Origin of the sequence: Pseudoalteromonas sp. S3776, assembly GCF_005886915.1 — a bacterium.
GTDB lineage: Bacteria > Pseudomonadota > Gammaproteobacteria > Enterobacterales > Alteromonadaceae > Pseudoalteromonas.
In genome coordinates this window covers 139,128-154,863 of sequence record NZ_PNCU01000038.1, presented here as the reverse complement: position 1 = coordinate 154,863, position 15,736 = coordinate 139,128, and the positions used below count along the sequence as shown (strand labels likewise).

Sequence of the window (15,736 nt, the reverse complement as noted above, 5' to 3'; positions counted from 1 at the left end):
GCTTACAGCTTACAGCTTACAAAAATTATAACGGCTTCTTGTTTTTCATATCAAGCTAAAATTAACTTAATTGCTTGATAAATATATATCTTCTTTGTTTAACACGTACAGTGGTATGAGTTTGCGGCTGCTTGCTACAATATGTTTGCTGTGAACATTTATAACGCGAGTGTTTACTGCTACACCATTTGGGCGGTAAATTAACGTACCTGCTAATACATAGTTAGCCATGCTGCTTTCGCTTAGCTTTTCTATATCGCGAGATAACACAAAGTCGCCTCTGTTTGATACATCAATGTTGTCCATGGTTTTAAAATCGACCACGCCGTAGCCAAATTTTTGCAGCTGATGAATAAACGTCTCTGCTAATTGATTACCCAACTGATTACTTTTATTAAGCGATGCGTCTAAATCGACAATGGTGGTAACCGCTATGTTGATGCTGTTGTTATCGGGCGCTTCGGCTTCAAGCGTATCGACTAAATCAAGTGCCATTTGCTCTACATAGTTTGCCAGCGTTTTGTGGTGTTTAAGCGGTGTAAACTGCTTCGCTGTGTCGTACTCACTTTGCTGCTGCACAGATTGGTTGGCATACATAGGCTTTGGTTGGCTACTTTGCGTTACCACGGTGTAATCTGAGCGTGTGTTAATGTTTTCGTTGTGCTCATTATTTTGCGTTATTGAACAGCCAGTTAATGCTAACGCTGTAGTTAGCCCCGCTATAGCAAATAGTTTGTAAAACATGGTCAACCTCACTCGCTGGCTTGTTTAAGCATAATTCCGTCGGTGCGATAGCTACTGTTTAGCGCATCAACCACTGATTGAGGGATAAAGCCTTGCGCACTGCCCACTACCGCTTTACTTTTAATGCCCACTATTCGTGCATTTACCAGTACGCCGCCTTGGTGGCTCACAAGTGTTCCTGCTAATACGTAATTAAAGTTTTGATCTTGGTTTAGCTCTAGGTAGTCGCGGCTAAATACAAAGTCGCCTGCGGGGGTTACTCGCATATAATCGGTGGTTTTAAAATCGATAACCGGTACTCCAAAACTATGCAGTTCGTGCATAAAGCTTTCGGCTATTTGGTTACCTAACAGGCTTCCATCACTGTAATCATCATCTAAAAACACAAAGCTAGAAACGGCAAGTGGCGTTTTGTCGTTTACGTATTGCAGGTTTTCGACCATGTCTTGCATTATCCCGCGCACATAATGGTTTATATTTTTGCGTTTTGCAGGGGCACTTTTGGTGTAGTTACTTTGCTTGTTTAAGTTAGACTGAAATAACGCGTCATTTGCTACAGGTGCTTTTACCGCACGTTGCTCTGAAACAAGCTGGGCTGCATTATCTTGCTCAACTTGCTCCGGCTCTGAATGTAGCGAATTTAGCATTTGCGAACAGCCAAAGCCTAATGGCAAACATAGGGTAATTAATAGGTTTCTCATGGTGTGCTCCTGATTAATATTCGTTGCGGTACAAAGAGCCGTCGCGCTGCTGAATTTTTTCACTTCCCCACATTACATTTATAGGGATCTCTGTGCTGCCTGCCGACAGGACTTGCTTATTTTCAATATTAACGAGTCGTGCATTAACTATATAAGCATGCTGCTGGCGCGTTACAGTGCCGGTGATGACTAAGTCAATATTTTGGCGATTGCGTAATTTACTTAAATCGCGGCTTAATATGCTGTCTGCGTTTTGCGCTAATATAAGGTTATTGCCAAGGCGGTACTCAACAGTATGATAGCCAAGCTGGGTAAATTGCGTTAGTAAGCTTTCTTGAATTTGTAAACTCAAACCCGAGGCCTGCCCTGCTACTAGCTTAGTATCTAAAGCATCGGCATAAAAAAAGCTACTCACACCAATACGCGCATTGGCATTTAAAGCGCCATTTATATGATTAAGCTGCGAGGTTAGATTGGCTACATACTCGTTTACAGTATAGGGTGCCATTGCTGCTTTTGGCGCGTCAGTGGGCACACTCGGCTCTGGGGGCGGAACCAAATTGCAAGCAGTTAAATTTAACAATACTAAAGGCAGTAAAAGGCGCATAGTTGCCGTCCTCTTTAAAACATATCGAGGATAAAGCAATTATTATGCCTAATTAACTTTAAGGCGTTTTTATTAACTTTGAGGCGTTTTGACATAATAGGTTACAAAGCAAGTATTGTTGTTTGTTAATGACTTACAGGCATCTTCAGCTGCGTTTTTTGTTTTAAACGCACCAAGCTTTAACCTATAAAATGTGTGCTGCTCAATGAGTACTTGTTCGGTATTAACTTCAAGCATATTGGGCACCGATTGATATTGTTTTACAGCCGCTTCAAGTACCGCTTTATTTTTATAAGCCCCTACTTGAACTGCAAACAGCGCATTTGGATTTACAACAGCTAAGTGATTAGTTTGCTGGGTTTGCTCTAGCTCTGGCTGCGTATTTAGTTGTTTTAATTTATCGACTGTGCGCTGTAATTCACTTTCTAGCTTTAACAGTCTTTCTAATTGAGGCTGGGTTTGTTGCCACTGCTGCGCAGACTCTTTTAGTACAGCTAAATCATCCTTTTTAATAAACACCGCCTGCTTTTGATCTGTCGCTAGTGCGTGAGCACTGTTTGCTAATGCAGAGCCTAAAACTAATGTAGCTAAAAAGTCCTTGTAGTGCAGCATAAGTATGTTGTTAATTTGGGTAAGAGTGGGCGCTATTTTAACAGCCAATCAACGCTTAGCAAGTCAGGGCTTATCGAGCTATCAGCTTTAAAGTTTAATTGGCTTGTCGGTATAGTTACTTACAATGCAGTCAAGCTTATACATTTTAAATACTTCACAGTCGGCTTTGGCATTTTTAAGGTTTTTATAAGAGCCAAGCTTTAAGCGATAAAAGGTTTTATCATTTATTTTTGCGGTTTCTACGTTGGTTAATATTTTATCCCTAAATAGTGGTGCTGCTTTAGTGTTCAGCTCTTGCCAAGCCTTCGCTACATCTTGCTTAGAGTCGACCGAGGCAACTTGTAATGCAAATACATGTTTAGGTGTATTAAGCTTTATAGTTTGCTTTTGATTATTGTTAGCGGCTTTATACCTTTGCTGGCGACGTGGCTTGTTACTGACTATACGCGAAGGCGTACGAGTATAGCGGCTGCTGTAGGCAGGGCTTGCATTAGATTGTGCAATCGCCTTAGAGTTTATTATATCTATATGATTAACGAGGTAAGTAATTTCTTTTTCAAGCTTTAAAATGCGCTCTATACCGGCGCGTGCTTGTTGCCATTGCATGGCGGCATCTTTTAATTGGGCCAGCTCCAGTGCCGTTATCGATACGTAATCGGGCGCGGTGTTAGGTATTTCATTATCAATAGCAGGTTTAGCTGTAGGCGTAATAGAGCACGCAGAGCCAAACGTAAGCGTAAAAAGGCATACAAAAAAGTGTTTATAATATTTTTTTAATTTAAGCATGTACCCGTTATCCTGAAAGCAGTGCCTGTGCACTTACATTTCAGTTAAACATTCTCACAAGAAAGCGTTTAACTTAGCAATTTAAACAATGAGCGATTTTTGCTCCTGCACGCTAATTGACCTACATAGGTAATAACTAACGTGTCCCTTCCGTGAGTTTGGCTTTTAATACAACTTTAATGCCAATTAACATAAACTTTACAATATAAATTACGTTATGTAGCTATATAACGCAAGTCAAATTCAGAACATAAATAAGCGTAGACCATTTTTACAACTAGCATGTTTAATTAACCTGAGCTCGACTTAAGAGATTAATTAGGCTGATATTTAAATTTACTCTATCTAGCCAGAAATTTTTTGTGAAAACAAGGCGAAATTACGCCTCAATAAGGGGCCTATTGCAAGTAAATACAACGTAGTTAACGCTATAAATAGCGGCTCAAAATAGATTAATTATCTAGCGTACAGATTAGCTAGTATGCAAAATTGTAAAAGCACTATTTAAAAGCTTAGCATTAGTGTTTTTTTTATAAAAAAAGGCGCCTAAAGGCGCCTTGGTCGGTGATTTAATAAAACCTAAATTAACGATTTAATAAATGTTTTTAAATCATCTGCAAACTCGTCGCGGCGCAGGGCAAACTCTATCGTTGCTTTTAAGTAGCCTATTTTGCTGCCACAATCGTGGCTACGGCCTTTCATTGCGTAAGCGTCTACTTTTTCTTGCTCCATTAGCATGGCAATTGCGTCTGTAAGTTGAATTTCGTTACCAGCCCCTTGCGGCGTTTTAGCAAGCAGTGGCCAAATTTTTTCGCTTAATACATAACGCCCTACTACCGATAGGTTTGAAGGCGCTTCATCTACTGGTGGTTTTTCTACCATGTTAATAATTGGCGAGCTTTCGCCTTGGTGAAGCTCTATGTCACCTAAATCAACAACACCGAATTTGTCTACTTCGTCCATGGGTACTGGCTCAACCATAATTTGGCTGTGCTTAGTTTGTTCAAAACGGGCGATCATCTCTGCTAGGTTGTCTTTTTTAAGGTCGCTCTCTACATCATCAACAATTACATCAGGCAAAATAACCACAAAGGGTTCGTTGCCAATAATTGGCGCTGCACAGTTAATTGCATGGCCTAAGCCTTTGGCTTCACCTTGACGTACGTGAATAATGGTCACATCTTTAGGGCAAATTGCCTGTACTTCGGCAAGTAATTGCCGCTTTACGCGTTTTTCAAGCGTGGCTTCTAGCTCAAAGCTGGTATCAAAATGATTTTCGATAGAGTTTTTACTTGAGTGCGTTACAAGTACAATTTCTTTAACGCCTGCGGCTACCGCTTCATTTACTACATATTGAATAAGCGGACGGTCTACCACTGGAAGCATCTCTTTAGGGATGGCTTTTGTGGCAGGTAACATACGCGTTCCAAGACCTGCTACTGGGATCACTGCTTTCATCTTGTTCTCCTTAATCTTATTATACTGAAAACGGATATTGGATTGGTTCGTGGCATTGATAGCCTACTACTTCAAAATCGTCTCGTGTTACCCATGTTTCTATATCTTCTAGTGATTTTATGTTTGGGTTAATATTTAATTGCGGTGAATCAAACGGCTCACGTTTTAACTGTACATCGCGCATTAACGGTAACTGGTTTTCGTAAATATGCGCATTAGCAATTTTATGATACGCCTTGCCTGCTTTATGGCCGGTAATTTGTGCAACCAAGGCCAGTAATACAAAACACTGAATTTGATTAAAATTAAGGCCTAGCGGCACATCGCAACTGCGCTGATATGATGTTAAAAACAGCGTGTCACCAAGCAGCGAAAACGTATGTGTGTGCATACATGGGCGCAAACAACCAAGCTCAAACTCACCAGGATTATAAAAGGTAATTATTTCACCTCTGTCATCAATCCCGTTCTTTAAGTTATTTACTACTTTAGCAAGCTGATCGAGCGTTGAGCCATCCGGTCGTTGCCATCCGCGGCCTTGCACGCCGTAGACGCGGCCCATATCGTCTTCACCTTTACGGTTAGGGTTATTAAGCCATGCGTTATTATCGTTTGCGTTTGCATCCCAGGTTTTACAACCTATATCGCGAAATTGCGCTGCGCTATCGTACCCGCGTAAGTAACCTAAAAGCTCTGCTATAGCGGCTTTGTAATAACTTTTACGCGTGGTGATCATAGGAAATTTATTATTACCTACATCGTATTCTAAGTCGGCATTAATAACAGTTAGGCAGCGCGTGCCTGTGCGTTTGTTTTCTACCCATACACCTTCGTCAACAATGCGCTGACATAAATTCAAATATTGTTTCATGTTATGTTTTACTATGCCTTTGCTGCTGTTACAGGTTGCGGTTTTTTATATGCCCAAATTAATAGCCCAAGGCCACCAATAATCATAGGCAACGAGAGTATTTGCCCCATTGAGATAAAGTCGGCAAATAGGCCAAGCTGCGCATCAGGTTGGCGGAAATATTCAATACAAAATCTAAATACGCCATACCCTAATAAAAATACACCGGCTACACTGCCTGCAGGGCGAGGCTTTTTAATAAACCATAATAAAATTAAAAACAGGACTAACCCTTCAAAAAAGGCTTCGTATAACTGCGATGGGTGACGCGCAAGCGGCCCACCCGTTGGAAATACCATGGCCCATGGCACATCGCTTACGCGGCCCCATAATTCGCCATTTATAAAGTTACCAATACGCCCTGCTAATAAACCCACTGGTACAAGCGGCACTACAAAGTCACCCACTGCAAACAATGATTTTTTACGGGTTTTTGCAAATAGAATAATAGCGGTAATAACCCCTAAAGTTCCGCCGTGGAAGGACATTCCGCCTTGGTCAATTCTAAATAAATAGAATGGATTTTCTAAAAAGTAGCTAAACTGATAAAACAATACATAGCCAATTCTGCCACCTAAAATAACCCCAAGCATGCCGTAAAAAAGCAAGTCACTTACTTGCTCTTTAGTCCAACCAGAATTTGGTTTTTCGGCTTGACGATTAGCAAACCACATTGCAAACGCAAAACCAATTAAATACATTAAACCGTACCAACGTACGCTTAGCGGTCCAACAGAAAAAATTATTGGATCGATTTGAGGAAACTCAAGTGCCATAAATAAACCTTTAGCTAAAAACCATTTTAAGTGCGATGAGCACAAGCAACACCGCGAAAATTTTCTTTATTATAGTAACAGGTAAATAATGAGTTGCTTTAGCCCCTAAGGGCGCCACAAACCACGATGTTATTACAATACCAAATAATGCAGGTAAGTATACAAACCCTGCGAACCCATGGGCTAAATCAGTTACGTTCCAACCTGCGCTTATATAACCAATAGAGCCAAATAACGCGATAACAATGCCGCATGCTGATGCGCACCCTATCGCTTTTTTTATATCAACCGAAAAGTAGTTAAGCATAGGGGCAATAAGCGCGCCGCCGCCAATACCTATTAAACCAGAAAGCGCCCCCATAAGGGCAGAAATGCTCCCTAAAATAGGCCCTTTTGGTAATGGTTTTTCATTAAGCGATTTACTGCGTGATGCCAATACCATTCTGCCTGCAATAAACACAACACTCACAGCAAACACGCTGCGTAACGCTTGTTCTGGTATTAAACTGGCGGCAAAGCCACTTATTAAAGCGCCTAAGCCTACACCCGACATTACCCAAGGCGCAATTTGCCACGGTACATTATCATTTTTATGATGAGCCAATACTGAAGAAGTAGACGTGAATAAAATAGAGGCAAGCGATGTTGCAATAGAAATAACCAAAACGTGATCAGGTGAAGTAACATTAAACATCAGCAATAAACTACTTAAAACAGGCACAATAATTAAACCGCCGCCTATCCCTAATAGCCCTGCTAAAAAGCCAACTACACAGCCAAGTAGCGCACAACTGACCACGAGTAAAGCTAAGTCATACATAGTGTTCTCAAATACCTTTTCGTGCGCATATATTAAAGGATTATTACGTTAATAGCATCTTTAAGCGCTGCATTATTTAGCGGTGTAGAATAGATCGCCTAATTGGTGCTCAATCATAAAATTGCGCGTTAGACGCAGTACCTGTTTAGCGTTCGACTGCATTAGGCACTCTGCAAGTAACTGCTGCATATCGTTAATGTTTAAGCGTCTTAAAATCCACTTTACTTTAGTCAATGACGACATGTTCATACTTAAATGCCTATAGCCCATGGCAATAAGTAAAATTGCGCCCTCTGGCTCGCCGCCCAGCTCGCCACATAAACTAAAAGGTAAGCTGTGTTTGCTGCATTCATTAGCCACTTTATTTAATACCCTTAACACACCGGGGTGATATGGGTTAAATAACTGAGCCACCCTCGCATTTGCTCTATCTACAGCAAGTAAGTATTGCGTTAAATCGTTACTGCCTACTGAGCAAAAGTCGACCTTCTTAGCCCACTCATCAAGCATAAATATACTTGATGGCACCTCAAGCATTATTCCTACCTCGGGGCGTTCTAACTTTTGATTTAGGCACTTTTCGCTTAATTCAAAATAAACTTGTTCAAATAACGCGAGCGCTTCGTCTACTTCTTCTGAGCCACTGATCATTGGTAGCATTATTTTTAAATTACCTAAGCCCATATTTGCTTTTAACATGGCTTTGAGTTGATCTAAAAACAGTTCTGGATGGTCAAGGCTTATGCGTATACCCCGCCAACCTAAAAAGGGATTTTCTTCGGTGATATTAAAGTAATCTAAAACTTTGTCGCCACCAATGTCGAGCGTTCGCATAACCACTGGCGCTGGGTGATAACTTTTTAGTACCTCCCTATACCAGTTTTCTTGCTCGGCCTGTGAAGGAAATTGCCCCTTTTGCATAAACCATGCTTCGGTACGATAAAGCCCTACCCCATCGCAAATATGTGTACTACTTTGTTCGGTATTAAGCTCAAGCCCTGCATTGAGCATTAAATTGATTTGCTCACCATCTAAGGTAACCGACTGTGCACTTTGTTCTGCTAAAAAGCGGTTATTGAGTAATTTATCTTGGTGCTTTAACTGTGCGTATTCATCGAGTAACACTTGCGAAGGAGAAATATATAAACGCCCAGAAAAGGCATCTAAAATCATTGGTTTACCATCAAATTGCAATAAGGGTAAATCTTCGATACCCCAAATAGCTGGTATTCCCATAGCGCGGGTCAATATAGAGGCATGGCTATTGGCTGAGCCATTTACACTCACTACACCTGCTAAATGCCCGTTGGGTACTTCAGCTAACATGGCGGGCGTTAAAGTATTCGCAATTAATATAGTATTCGGCGGATAATCTTTTACTGCGTGCTCAGTGTTTACAAGGTGGTGTAATACTCTTAGTCCAATGTCTTTTACATCAACGGCCCGCTCTTTAATGTAAGGGTCTTGCATGGCATTAAACTGTGAAATAAGCCGCTCAATAACAATTTTTAAGGCGCTTTTTGCACACCAGCCCTCTTGTAACTGTACCTCAACGTTGTGGCCTAAACTTTTGGCATCAAGTAATTGTTGGTATACATCAAATACCGCGAGTGCTTCACGGGGTATTGAGTCACTCAAAGTCATAGACAGGGTATTAAATTCTTTGCGGGTAGCGGCAACGGCTTGTGTAAATAAACGTTTCTGCTCAGCACTATCAGAGTCTTTTTTAAGCTCTATAGATTTAAAATCAAGCTTGGGGAGCACCACAAAGGCTTGGCCAATTCCTATGCCCGGCGCACTCGACACCCCTTTTAGCACTGAGGTTTGATGTGATGATTCGTCTTGGCGTAAAAGCTCTTTTATTTCAGCATGCGCAAGTTGCGAGGCTAGCTGCGCCGAAAGCGTAATTAAAAACGACTCTTCGTCTTGGCTAAAAACCCGCGCCATTTTTTGTTGCACAACAATAACGCCCAATACCTTTTTTTGATGCACCACAGGTACAGACAAAAAGGCATTGTAACCTTCTTCGTTTACTTCGGGGGAGAGCTTAAAACGCGGGTGAGATTTTGCAAAAGCAATATTAATAGGCTCTTCACGCTGAGCAACTAAACCAACAAGCCCTTCGGTAAAACCAATTCTAAACTTACCTACGGCATCAGGGTTTAGGCCTTCGGTTGCCATAAGTACAAAGTTATCTTGACTGTAGTCGGCAAAATAAATAGAGCAGCACTGGGTTTTCATGGCTTCTTTCACCATTTTCACAAAGCACACTAGGGCACTGTCTAAGTTCGCTTGTTGCGACACAGACTCAGCAATAGTTCTTAGTGTTGCCAGCATTACCTGCTCCTTATTTTATAATTATACTACTACCTTTTGTGTCGCCACTGCTCTTTATGATGTTCTCTTTTATTAAAAGGCATTGCAAACGGTGCAAACTCTTTCATCACCCGTCTGTATACATCGCGCTTAAACGACACCACTTGCCTCACTGGATACCAATAGCTTACCCAGCGCCAATCATCAAATTCGGGATGATGAGTTTTAAGCAAATTTACATCTTCATCTTTGCAACGCAGTTTTAATAAAAACCATTTTTGTTTTTGCCCAATACACACCGGACTAGAGTCGCGGCGAATTAATCGTTTGGGTAATTTATAGCGTAACCAATGTTTTGAGCTTGCGACTATTTCTACATCTTCTGGTCGCAAACCTACTTCTTCGTGTAATTCACGGTACATGGTTTGTTCGGGTGTTTCTCCGTCATCAACACCACCTTGGGGAAATTGCCAAGAATGTTGACCGTAACGTCTAGCCCAAAAAACTTGCCCCTGATTATTGCAAATTACAATTCCGACATTGGCACGAAAACCTTCGGCATCAATCACCTTAGTGCCTCATTTGTAAGTCGATTTTTAATGATTGTTCCACATTAGCTGCAATTCGGCAAACACTATTATCCCCAAAGTCATCACGCCCTAGTCACAAGTTTACTATTTACACTGTGCATAACAACTTAACTATAAATTAGCACCTGATGAGTCTAGGGCTAAAATAACCCCTAAATCATGTAACTTTTAGCAAAAAAAACTAAGCTATGCCTTGATTAATAAGTTTTGTACTATTTACTCACAGCTTGTGAATAACTTTTAATAAACACGGCTATTTTGCAAACAAGTCCACAATAGAAGATCTAAAAACTTGCTTTCTCCACAGATTCTGTGGATAAACATGTTTATATTGTTGTATTTATCCCATATAGAATTTGCCAACTTAATTAAAACTGAATGAGTTAAGCAAAAATATTAAAGCTGGTCAGTCACTTACAGTTAAATTGTGACTTTTTGGCGTGAGCAAAATTACGCCAAACACAACACGTATAAAAAACAACCAAAAGCAGAGATATCCACCTAAGTAGGCTTTTGCTATCATGGTGCTGTTAATTATTCAAGGTAAACCAATAGCATGCGACCAACTAGACCCCATTCAATTAATGACTTAATGCAACGCGTAAACGCTATTGCCGGATTAACTTTAGGCCAATTGGCATCGCAATACCGTTTTAAAACCCCTGACGACCTATTGCGCGAAAAAGGCTGGACTGGGCAACTTATTGAATACGTGTTAGGCGCTACTGCAGCCTCCAAACCCCTCCCCGACTTTGAAGATTTAGGGATAGAGCTAAAAACACTCCCCATTTCTTACAAAGGCAAGCCACTAGAGACTACGTTTGTATCGGTAACACCTTTAATAAACGTCACCGGTATGACATGGCATACAAGCGCTGTGCGTAAAAAGCTAAATCATGTTTTATGGTTACCCATACTAAGTGAGCGAGATATAGCCCCATTTGACAGAACGATAGGTAGCGGCTTTTTGTGGCAACCAACACCTGAGCAAGATGCCTTATTACAGCGTGACTGGGAAGAACAAATGGAGTTAATCGCACTCGGACGAGTAGATGAAATATCAGGTCATTTAGGGGATGCGATTCAAATAAGGCCTAAGGCGGCAAACAGCAAAGTGGTTACTGATGCTATTGGGCCAAATGGTCAAATTATAAAAACCCTACCGCGTGGTTTTTATTTAAAAACCAGTTTTACAGGTGAGATTTTAAAGCAGCAGTTTCAGCTTTAATTACACGTAATTATTAAACGCTTCAGGTGTGCTCGTTTTTACTAAATAGGCACCTTAGAAGGTTCACTCAGGTCTCCTATTAGAAAAGTAACTGGCATAAAAAATCCCCGCCTGAGCGAGGATTTTATCATCTAAAATTAAGAATTAGATTCTATATAAAACAGAATTACTGGCCTTTAACTTCTTTAAGACCGTTGTAAGGTGCTTTTGAACCTAGCGCTTCTTCAATGCGAAGAAGTTGGTTGTATTTTGCAACACGGTCAGAACGACTCAGTGAACCCGTTTTAATTTGACCTGCAGCAGTACCTACCGCTAAATCAGCAATTGTTGCATCTTCTGTTTCGCCAGAGCGGTGAGAAATAACAACAGTAAAGCCTGCATCTTTAGCCATTTTGATTGCTGCTAACGTTTCAGTTAGTGAACCAATTTGGTTAAATTTGATTAGGATTGAGTTAGCAATACCGTTGTCGATACCACGTTTTAAAATCTTAGTGTTCGTTACGAATAAATCATCACCTACTAGCTGGATTTTATCACCCAGTAGCTTAGTTTGGTGTGCAAAGCCATCCCAATCAGACTCATCTAAGCCATCTTCAATAGACACAATTGGGTATTGCTCAGTTAGCTCTTTTAAGAAGTAGTTAAATTCTTCTGAAGTGAATTTTTTACCTTCACCTTTAAGGTCGTAAATGTTTGCTTCTTTGTCGTAAAACTCTGATGCAGCACAGTCCATAGCAAGCGTAATGTCTTTACCTAGCTCATAACCTGCGTTTGCAACAGCAGTTTTAATAGCAGCAAGAGCGGCTTCGTTTGACTCAAGGTTTGGTGCAAAACCACCTTCATCACCTACCGCTGTAGAATGACCGTCTGCTTTTAATACTTTAGCAAGGCTGTGGAATACTTCAGCGCCCATACGTAGGCCTTCGCGGAAGTTTGCAGCGCCAACAGGTTGGATCATAAACTCTTGAATATCTACAGAGTTATCTGCGTGCTCACCACCGTTGATGATGTTCATCATAGGCAGCGGCATTGAGTAAACACCTGGTGTACCGTTTAAGTCTGCGATGTGCTCGTAAAGCTCAACTTTTTTAAATTGTGCAGCGGCTTTTGCAGTCGCTAGTGACACTGCTAAGATAGCATTTGCACCTAGTTTTTCTTTATTTTCGGTGCCATCTAAATCTAGCATTACTTTATCTACAGCACTTTGCTCTAATGCATTTTGGCCTTTTAGCGCATCCGCAATTTCGTTGTTAATAAAACCAACTGCGTTTAATACACCTTTACCTAAGTAACGGGCTTTGTCACCATCACGTAGCTCTAGCGCTTCGCGAGTACCTGTTGATGCACCTGAAGGAGCGGCAGCTCGGCCCCAAGAACCATCAGCTAAATATACATCAGCTTCAACAGTCGGGTTACCACGCGAGTCCATAATTTCGCGACCAATTACTTTTACGATTTCTGACATCTTGATTCCTCTATATTCCCAAAATGGTGAGTTCAGCTAACTTTACTACGTTTTATATCTTTTAGTCAGCCCTTTAGACAAAAAAGCCGTGCAATATGCACGGCTTTTTTTAATTACGAAGACGTTTTTTGATGAGTATGAGCGGCTGCTACAAACCCTTCAAATAACGGATGACCATCGCGTGGTGTTGACGTAAATTCCGGGTGGAATTGCGCAGCAATAAACCATGGGTGATCTTTGTTTTCGATTATTTCGACAAGTTTTTTATCTTCTGATAAACCAGTAAAGCTTAAGCCAGCTTGCTCTAATTGCTCTACAAAGTTGTTGTTTACTTCGTAGCGATGACGGTGGCGTTCAACAATTTCTGTATTGCCGTACACTTCATGCACCTTAGAACCCGGCGTTAAATGACATTTTTGTGCGCCTAGACGCATTGTGCCACCTAAGTCAGATTTTTCATCACGTACTTCAATATTACCTTCAGCATCTAGCCACTCTGTAATTAAGCCCACAACAGGTGCTTTTGAGTTAATATTAAACTCAGTTGAGTTAGCATCGGTTAAACCAGCAACGTTACGTGCGTATTCAATAAGGGCTACTTGCATACCTAAACAAATGCCTAGGTAAGGTATTTTGTTTTCACGGGCATACTTAGCCGCTAAAATTTTACCTTCAACACCACGGCCGCCAAAACCACCTGGTACTAAAATAGCATCTAGATGAGAAAGCAATTCAACCCCTTTGCTTTCTAAGTCTTGCGAGTCAACGTATTCAATATTAATAGTTAAACGGTTCTTAAGACCTGCATGTTTTAGTGCTTCGTTAACTGATTTGTATGCATCTGGTAGTTCAATGTACTTACCAACCATACCAATCGTTACTTCGCCCGTTGGGTTAGACTCTTGATAAAGTACCTGTTCCCATTCAACTAAATCAGCTTCTGGTGCGTCAAGGTGGAAACGACGACACACAAAGTTATCTAGCTCTTGTGACTTTAATAACGCAGGAATTTTGTAAATGCTGTCTACGTCTGGCAGCGAAATAACCGCTTTTTCTTCAACGTTTGTGAACAATGCAATTTTTGCACGTTCGTTGTTAGGCAATTTACGGTCTGAGCGACAAATAAGAATATCAGGCTGAATACCTACAGAGCGTAACTCTTTAACTGAGTGCTGTGTTGGCTTTGTTTTAACTTCGCCTGCAGGGCCTAAGAATGGCACTAGCGTTAGGTGAATAAATAGCGCACGTTCGCGGCCAATTTCAGTACCTAACTGACGAATTGCTTCAATAAACGGTTGTGATTCAATATCGCCTACTGTGCCACCAATTTCTACAATCGCAATGTCATGACCTTCAGCACCGTCGTATACACGTTGCTTGATGTCGTTTGTGATGTGTGGAATAACCTGAATGGTTGCACCTAAGTATTCACCACGGCGCTCACGGCGTAACACGTCTTCGTATACACGCCCTTGTGTGAAGTTGTTGCGGCTGGTCATTTTGGTGCGAATAAAACGCTCGTAGTGACCTAAATCAAGATCCGTTTCGGCGCCGTCTTCTGTAACGTATACTTCACCGTGTTGAATTGGGCTCATTGTGCCTGGGTCAACGTTTATGTAAGGATCCAGCTTTAAAATGGTAACATCTAAACCGCGGGCCTCTAAAATAGCTGCCAATGACGCTGCTGCAATACCTTTACCCAACGAAGAAACCACCCCGCCAGTAACGAAGATAAATTTTGTACTCATGCGAACCCTAGAATATCAGGAATTAAAAGGAATATAACACCCGAGAAAGAGACTCTGGGTATATCATCAAGACGGGGCGAAATTATACCAAAACAGCGTTGAGCAATCCAGCTAAAAATAGCGTTTACCCGCACAAAAAATGTTCTTTGATTAACATTAGTTTGTGCTGAGCTCATCTCATTTCACTTTTTTAATGGCTTCCCATGCTTTTTCCATTTCATCAAGCGTTGCGCTCTCTAAACTTTTTCCTTTTGCAATTAAATAACCTTGCACTTTTTCAAAGCGCCCCGAGAACTTATCATTGGCTTGTCTGAGTAACTGCTCCGGGTCGCGTTTAACATGGCGAGCCACATTGACCGTAGCAAATAATAAGTCGCCTATTTCTTCTGCGGTGTGATCAGATAAAGGGTCGTGCTCAAGCGCTTCTTTTACTTCAAGTACTTCCTCGCTTACTTTATCAAGTGCACCATGATAAGTAGGCCAGTCAAAACCAAGTGCGGCGACCCGCTGCTGAATTTTTTTAGCTTTAGCTAAGCTTGGCATATTAGTGGGTATATCTTGCCAAAGCGAGGCGTTGCTCGGCTGTACTTTTGCTGCACGCTCTTGTGCTTTAATTGCTTGCCATTGCGTTGCTAATTGCTCGTCGGTTAACGCTTGCTTAGTGTTAAAAACATGAGGGTGACGGCGGGTAAGTTTACTATTTAGCTCACTAACCACGTCGTTAAAATCAAATAGTTCCTGCTCTTTGGCAAGTTGGGCGTAAAACACTATTTGAAACAGTAAGTCACCGAGCTCATTTTTAAGATCGTTTAAATTACCCGACTCTATGCAATCTGCAACTTCATAAGCTTCTTCTAATGTATGTGGCACAATAGATTTAAAGTCTTGTTTTAAATCCCAAGGACACCCTACCTCAGGATCGCGAAGTGTTTGCATTATATGTAAAAGCTGCTCGAGTGCGTTGGTATCAGCCAC

General features: G+C 41.2%; 15 protein-coding genes. 1 reads left to right on the top strand and 14 read right to left on the bottom strand.

Annotation, left to right across the window (positions count from 1 at the left end):
• Positions 1 to 66: 66 nt before the first annotated feature.
• The 11 genes from CWC16_RS14940 to rppH all read right to left on the bottom strand — a co-directional run bounded on the left by CWC16_RS14940 (position 67) and on the right by rppH (position 10,299).
• Positions 67 to 744 carry a FlgO family outer membrane protein gene (locus CWC16_RS14940; RefSeq protein WP_138542087.1) on the bottom strand — a complete coding sequence of 226 codons (678 nt, stop codon included), beginning with the start codon at positions 742 to 744 and terminating at the stop codon, positions 67 to 69.
• 8 nt (positions 745 to 752) lie between these two features.
• Positions 753 to 1,445: a FlgO family outer membrane protein gene (locus CWC16_RS14935; RefSeq protein ID WP_055017390.1), complete on the bottom strand. Its 693-nt coding sequence runs from the start codon at positions 1,443 to 1,445 to the stop codon at positions 753 to 755.
• Between the two features lie 13 nt (positions 1,446 to 1,458).
• On the bottom strand, positions 1,459 to 2,052 hold the full coding sequence (locus CWC16_RS14930; protein WP_138542086.1) for a FlgO family outer membrane protein: 594 nt from the start codon (positions 2,050 to 2,052) through the stop codon (positions 1,459 to 1,461).
• A gap of 72 nt (positions 2,053 to 2,124) precedes the next feature.
• The gene (locus CWC16_RS14925) at positions 2,125 to 2,664 is read right to left on the bottom strand and encodes an SPOR domain-containing protein (protein ID WP_138542085.1); all 540 of its coding nucleotides are present in this window, start codon (positions 2,662 to 2,664) and stop codon (positions 2,125 to 2,127) included.
• 87 nt (positions 2,665 to 2,751) lie between these two features.
• Positions 2,752 to 3,450: an SPOR domain-containing protein gene (locus CWC16_RS14920; RefSeq protein WP_138542084.1), complete on the bottom strand. Its 699-nt coding sequence runs from the start codon at positions 3,448 to 3,450 to the stop codon at positions 2,752 to 2,754.
• A gap of 579 nt (positions 3,451 to 4,029) precedes the next feature.
• Positions 4,030 to 4,908 (bottom strand): UTP--glucose-1-phosphate uridylyltransferase GalU, encoded by an 879-nt coding sequence (galU, locus tag CWC16_RS14915; RefSeq protein WP_055016730.1) that lies wholly within the window; start codon positions 4,906 to 4,908, stop codon positions 4,030 to 4,032.
• Positions 4,909 to 4,927: 19 nt separating this feature from the next.
• The gene (locus CWC16_RS14910) at positions 4,928 to 5,779 is read right to left on the bottom strand and encodes a thymidylate synthase (protein WP_138542083.1); all 852 of its coding nucleotides are present in this window, start codon (positions 5,777 to 5,779) and stop codon (positions 4,928 to 4,930) included.
• An 11-nt stretch (positions 5,780 to 5,790) separates the two neighbouring features.
• A complete protein-coding gene (gene lgt / locus CWC16_RS14905; protein WP_138542082.1) occupies positions 5,791 to 6,594 on the bottom strand; it encodes a prolipoprotein diacylglyceryl transferase in 804 nt (267 codons plus the stop codon).
• A 10-nt stretch (positions 6,595 to 6,604) separates the two neighbouring features.
• Complete coding sequence (locus CWC16_RS14900) at positions 6,605 to 7,414, bottom strand: sulfite exporter TauE/SafE family protein (RefSeq protein WP_138542081.1); 810 nt, start codon at positions 7,412 to 7,414, stop codon at positions 6,605 to 6,607.
• A gap of 72 nt (positions 7,415 to 7,486) precedes the next feature.
• Positions 7,487 to 9,751, bottom strand: coding sequence for a phosphoenolpyruvate--protein phosphotransferase (ptsP, locus tag CWC16_RS14895; protein ID WP_138542080.1), 2,265 nt, complete (start codon positions 9,749 to 9,751; stop codon positions 7,487 to 7,489).
• Between the two features lie 29 nt (positions 9,752 to 9,780).
• Positions 9,781 to 10,299 carry an RNA pyrophosphohydrolase gene (rppH, locus tag CWC16_RS14890; protein WP_004586239.1) on the bottom strand — a complete coding sequence of 173 codons (519 nt, stop codon included), beginning with the start codon at positions 10,297 to 10,299 and terminating at the stop codon, positions 9,781 to 9,783.
• A 577-nt stretch (positions 10,300 to 10,876) separates the two neighbouring features.
• Between rppH and mutH the strand changes: the two genes are divergently transcribed.
• Positions 10,877 to 11,548, top strand: a complete 672-nt coding sequence (gene mutH, locus CWC16_RS14885) for a DNA mismatch repair endonuclease MutH (RefSeq protein WP_138542079.1) — start codon at positions 10,877 to 10,879, stop codon at positions 11,546 to 11,548.
• Positions 11,549 to 11,714: 166 nt separating this feature from the next.
• Here mutH and eno read toward each other — a convergent pair whose 3' ends face one another.
• From eno to mazG, 3 genes are all read right to left on the bottom strand, one after another.
• A complete protein-coding gene (gene eno / locus CWC16_RS14880; protein WP_055015359.1) occupies positions 11,715 to 13,013 on the bottom strand; it encodes a phosphopyruvate hydratase in 1,299 nt (432 codons plus the stop codon).
• A gap of 113 nt (positions 13,014 to 13,126) precedes the next feature.
• A complete protein-coding gene (gene pyrG / locus CWC16_RS14875) occupies positions 13,127 to 14,761 on the bottom strand; it encodes a CTP synthase (protein ID WP_138542078.1) in 1,635 nt (544 codons plus the stop codon).
• A gap of 177 nt (positions 14,762 to 14,938) precedes the next feature.
• Positions 14,939 to 15,736, bottom strand: a complete 798-nt coding sequence (gene mazG / locus CWC16_RS14870) for a nucleoside triphosphate pyrophosphohydrolase (RefSeq protein ID WP_171037667.1) — start codon at positions 15,734 to 15,736, stop codon at positions 14,939 to 14,941.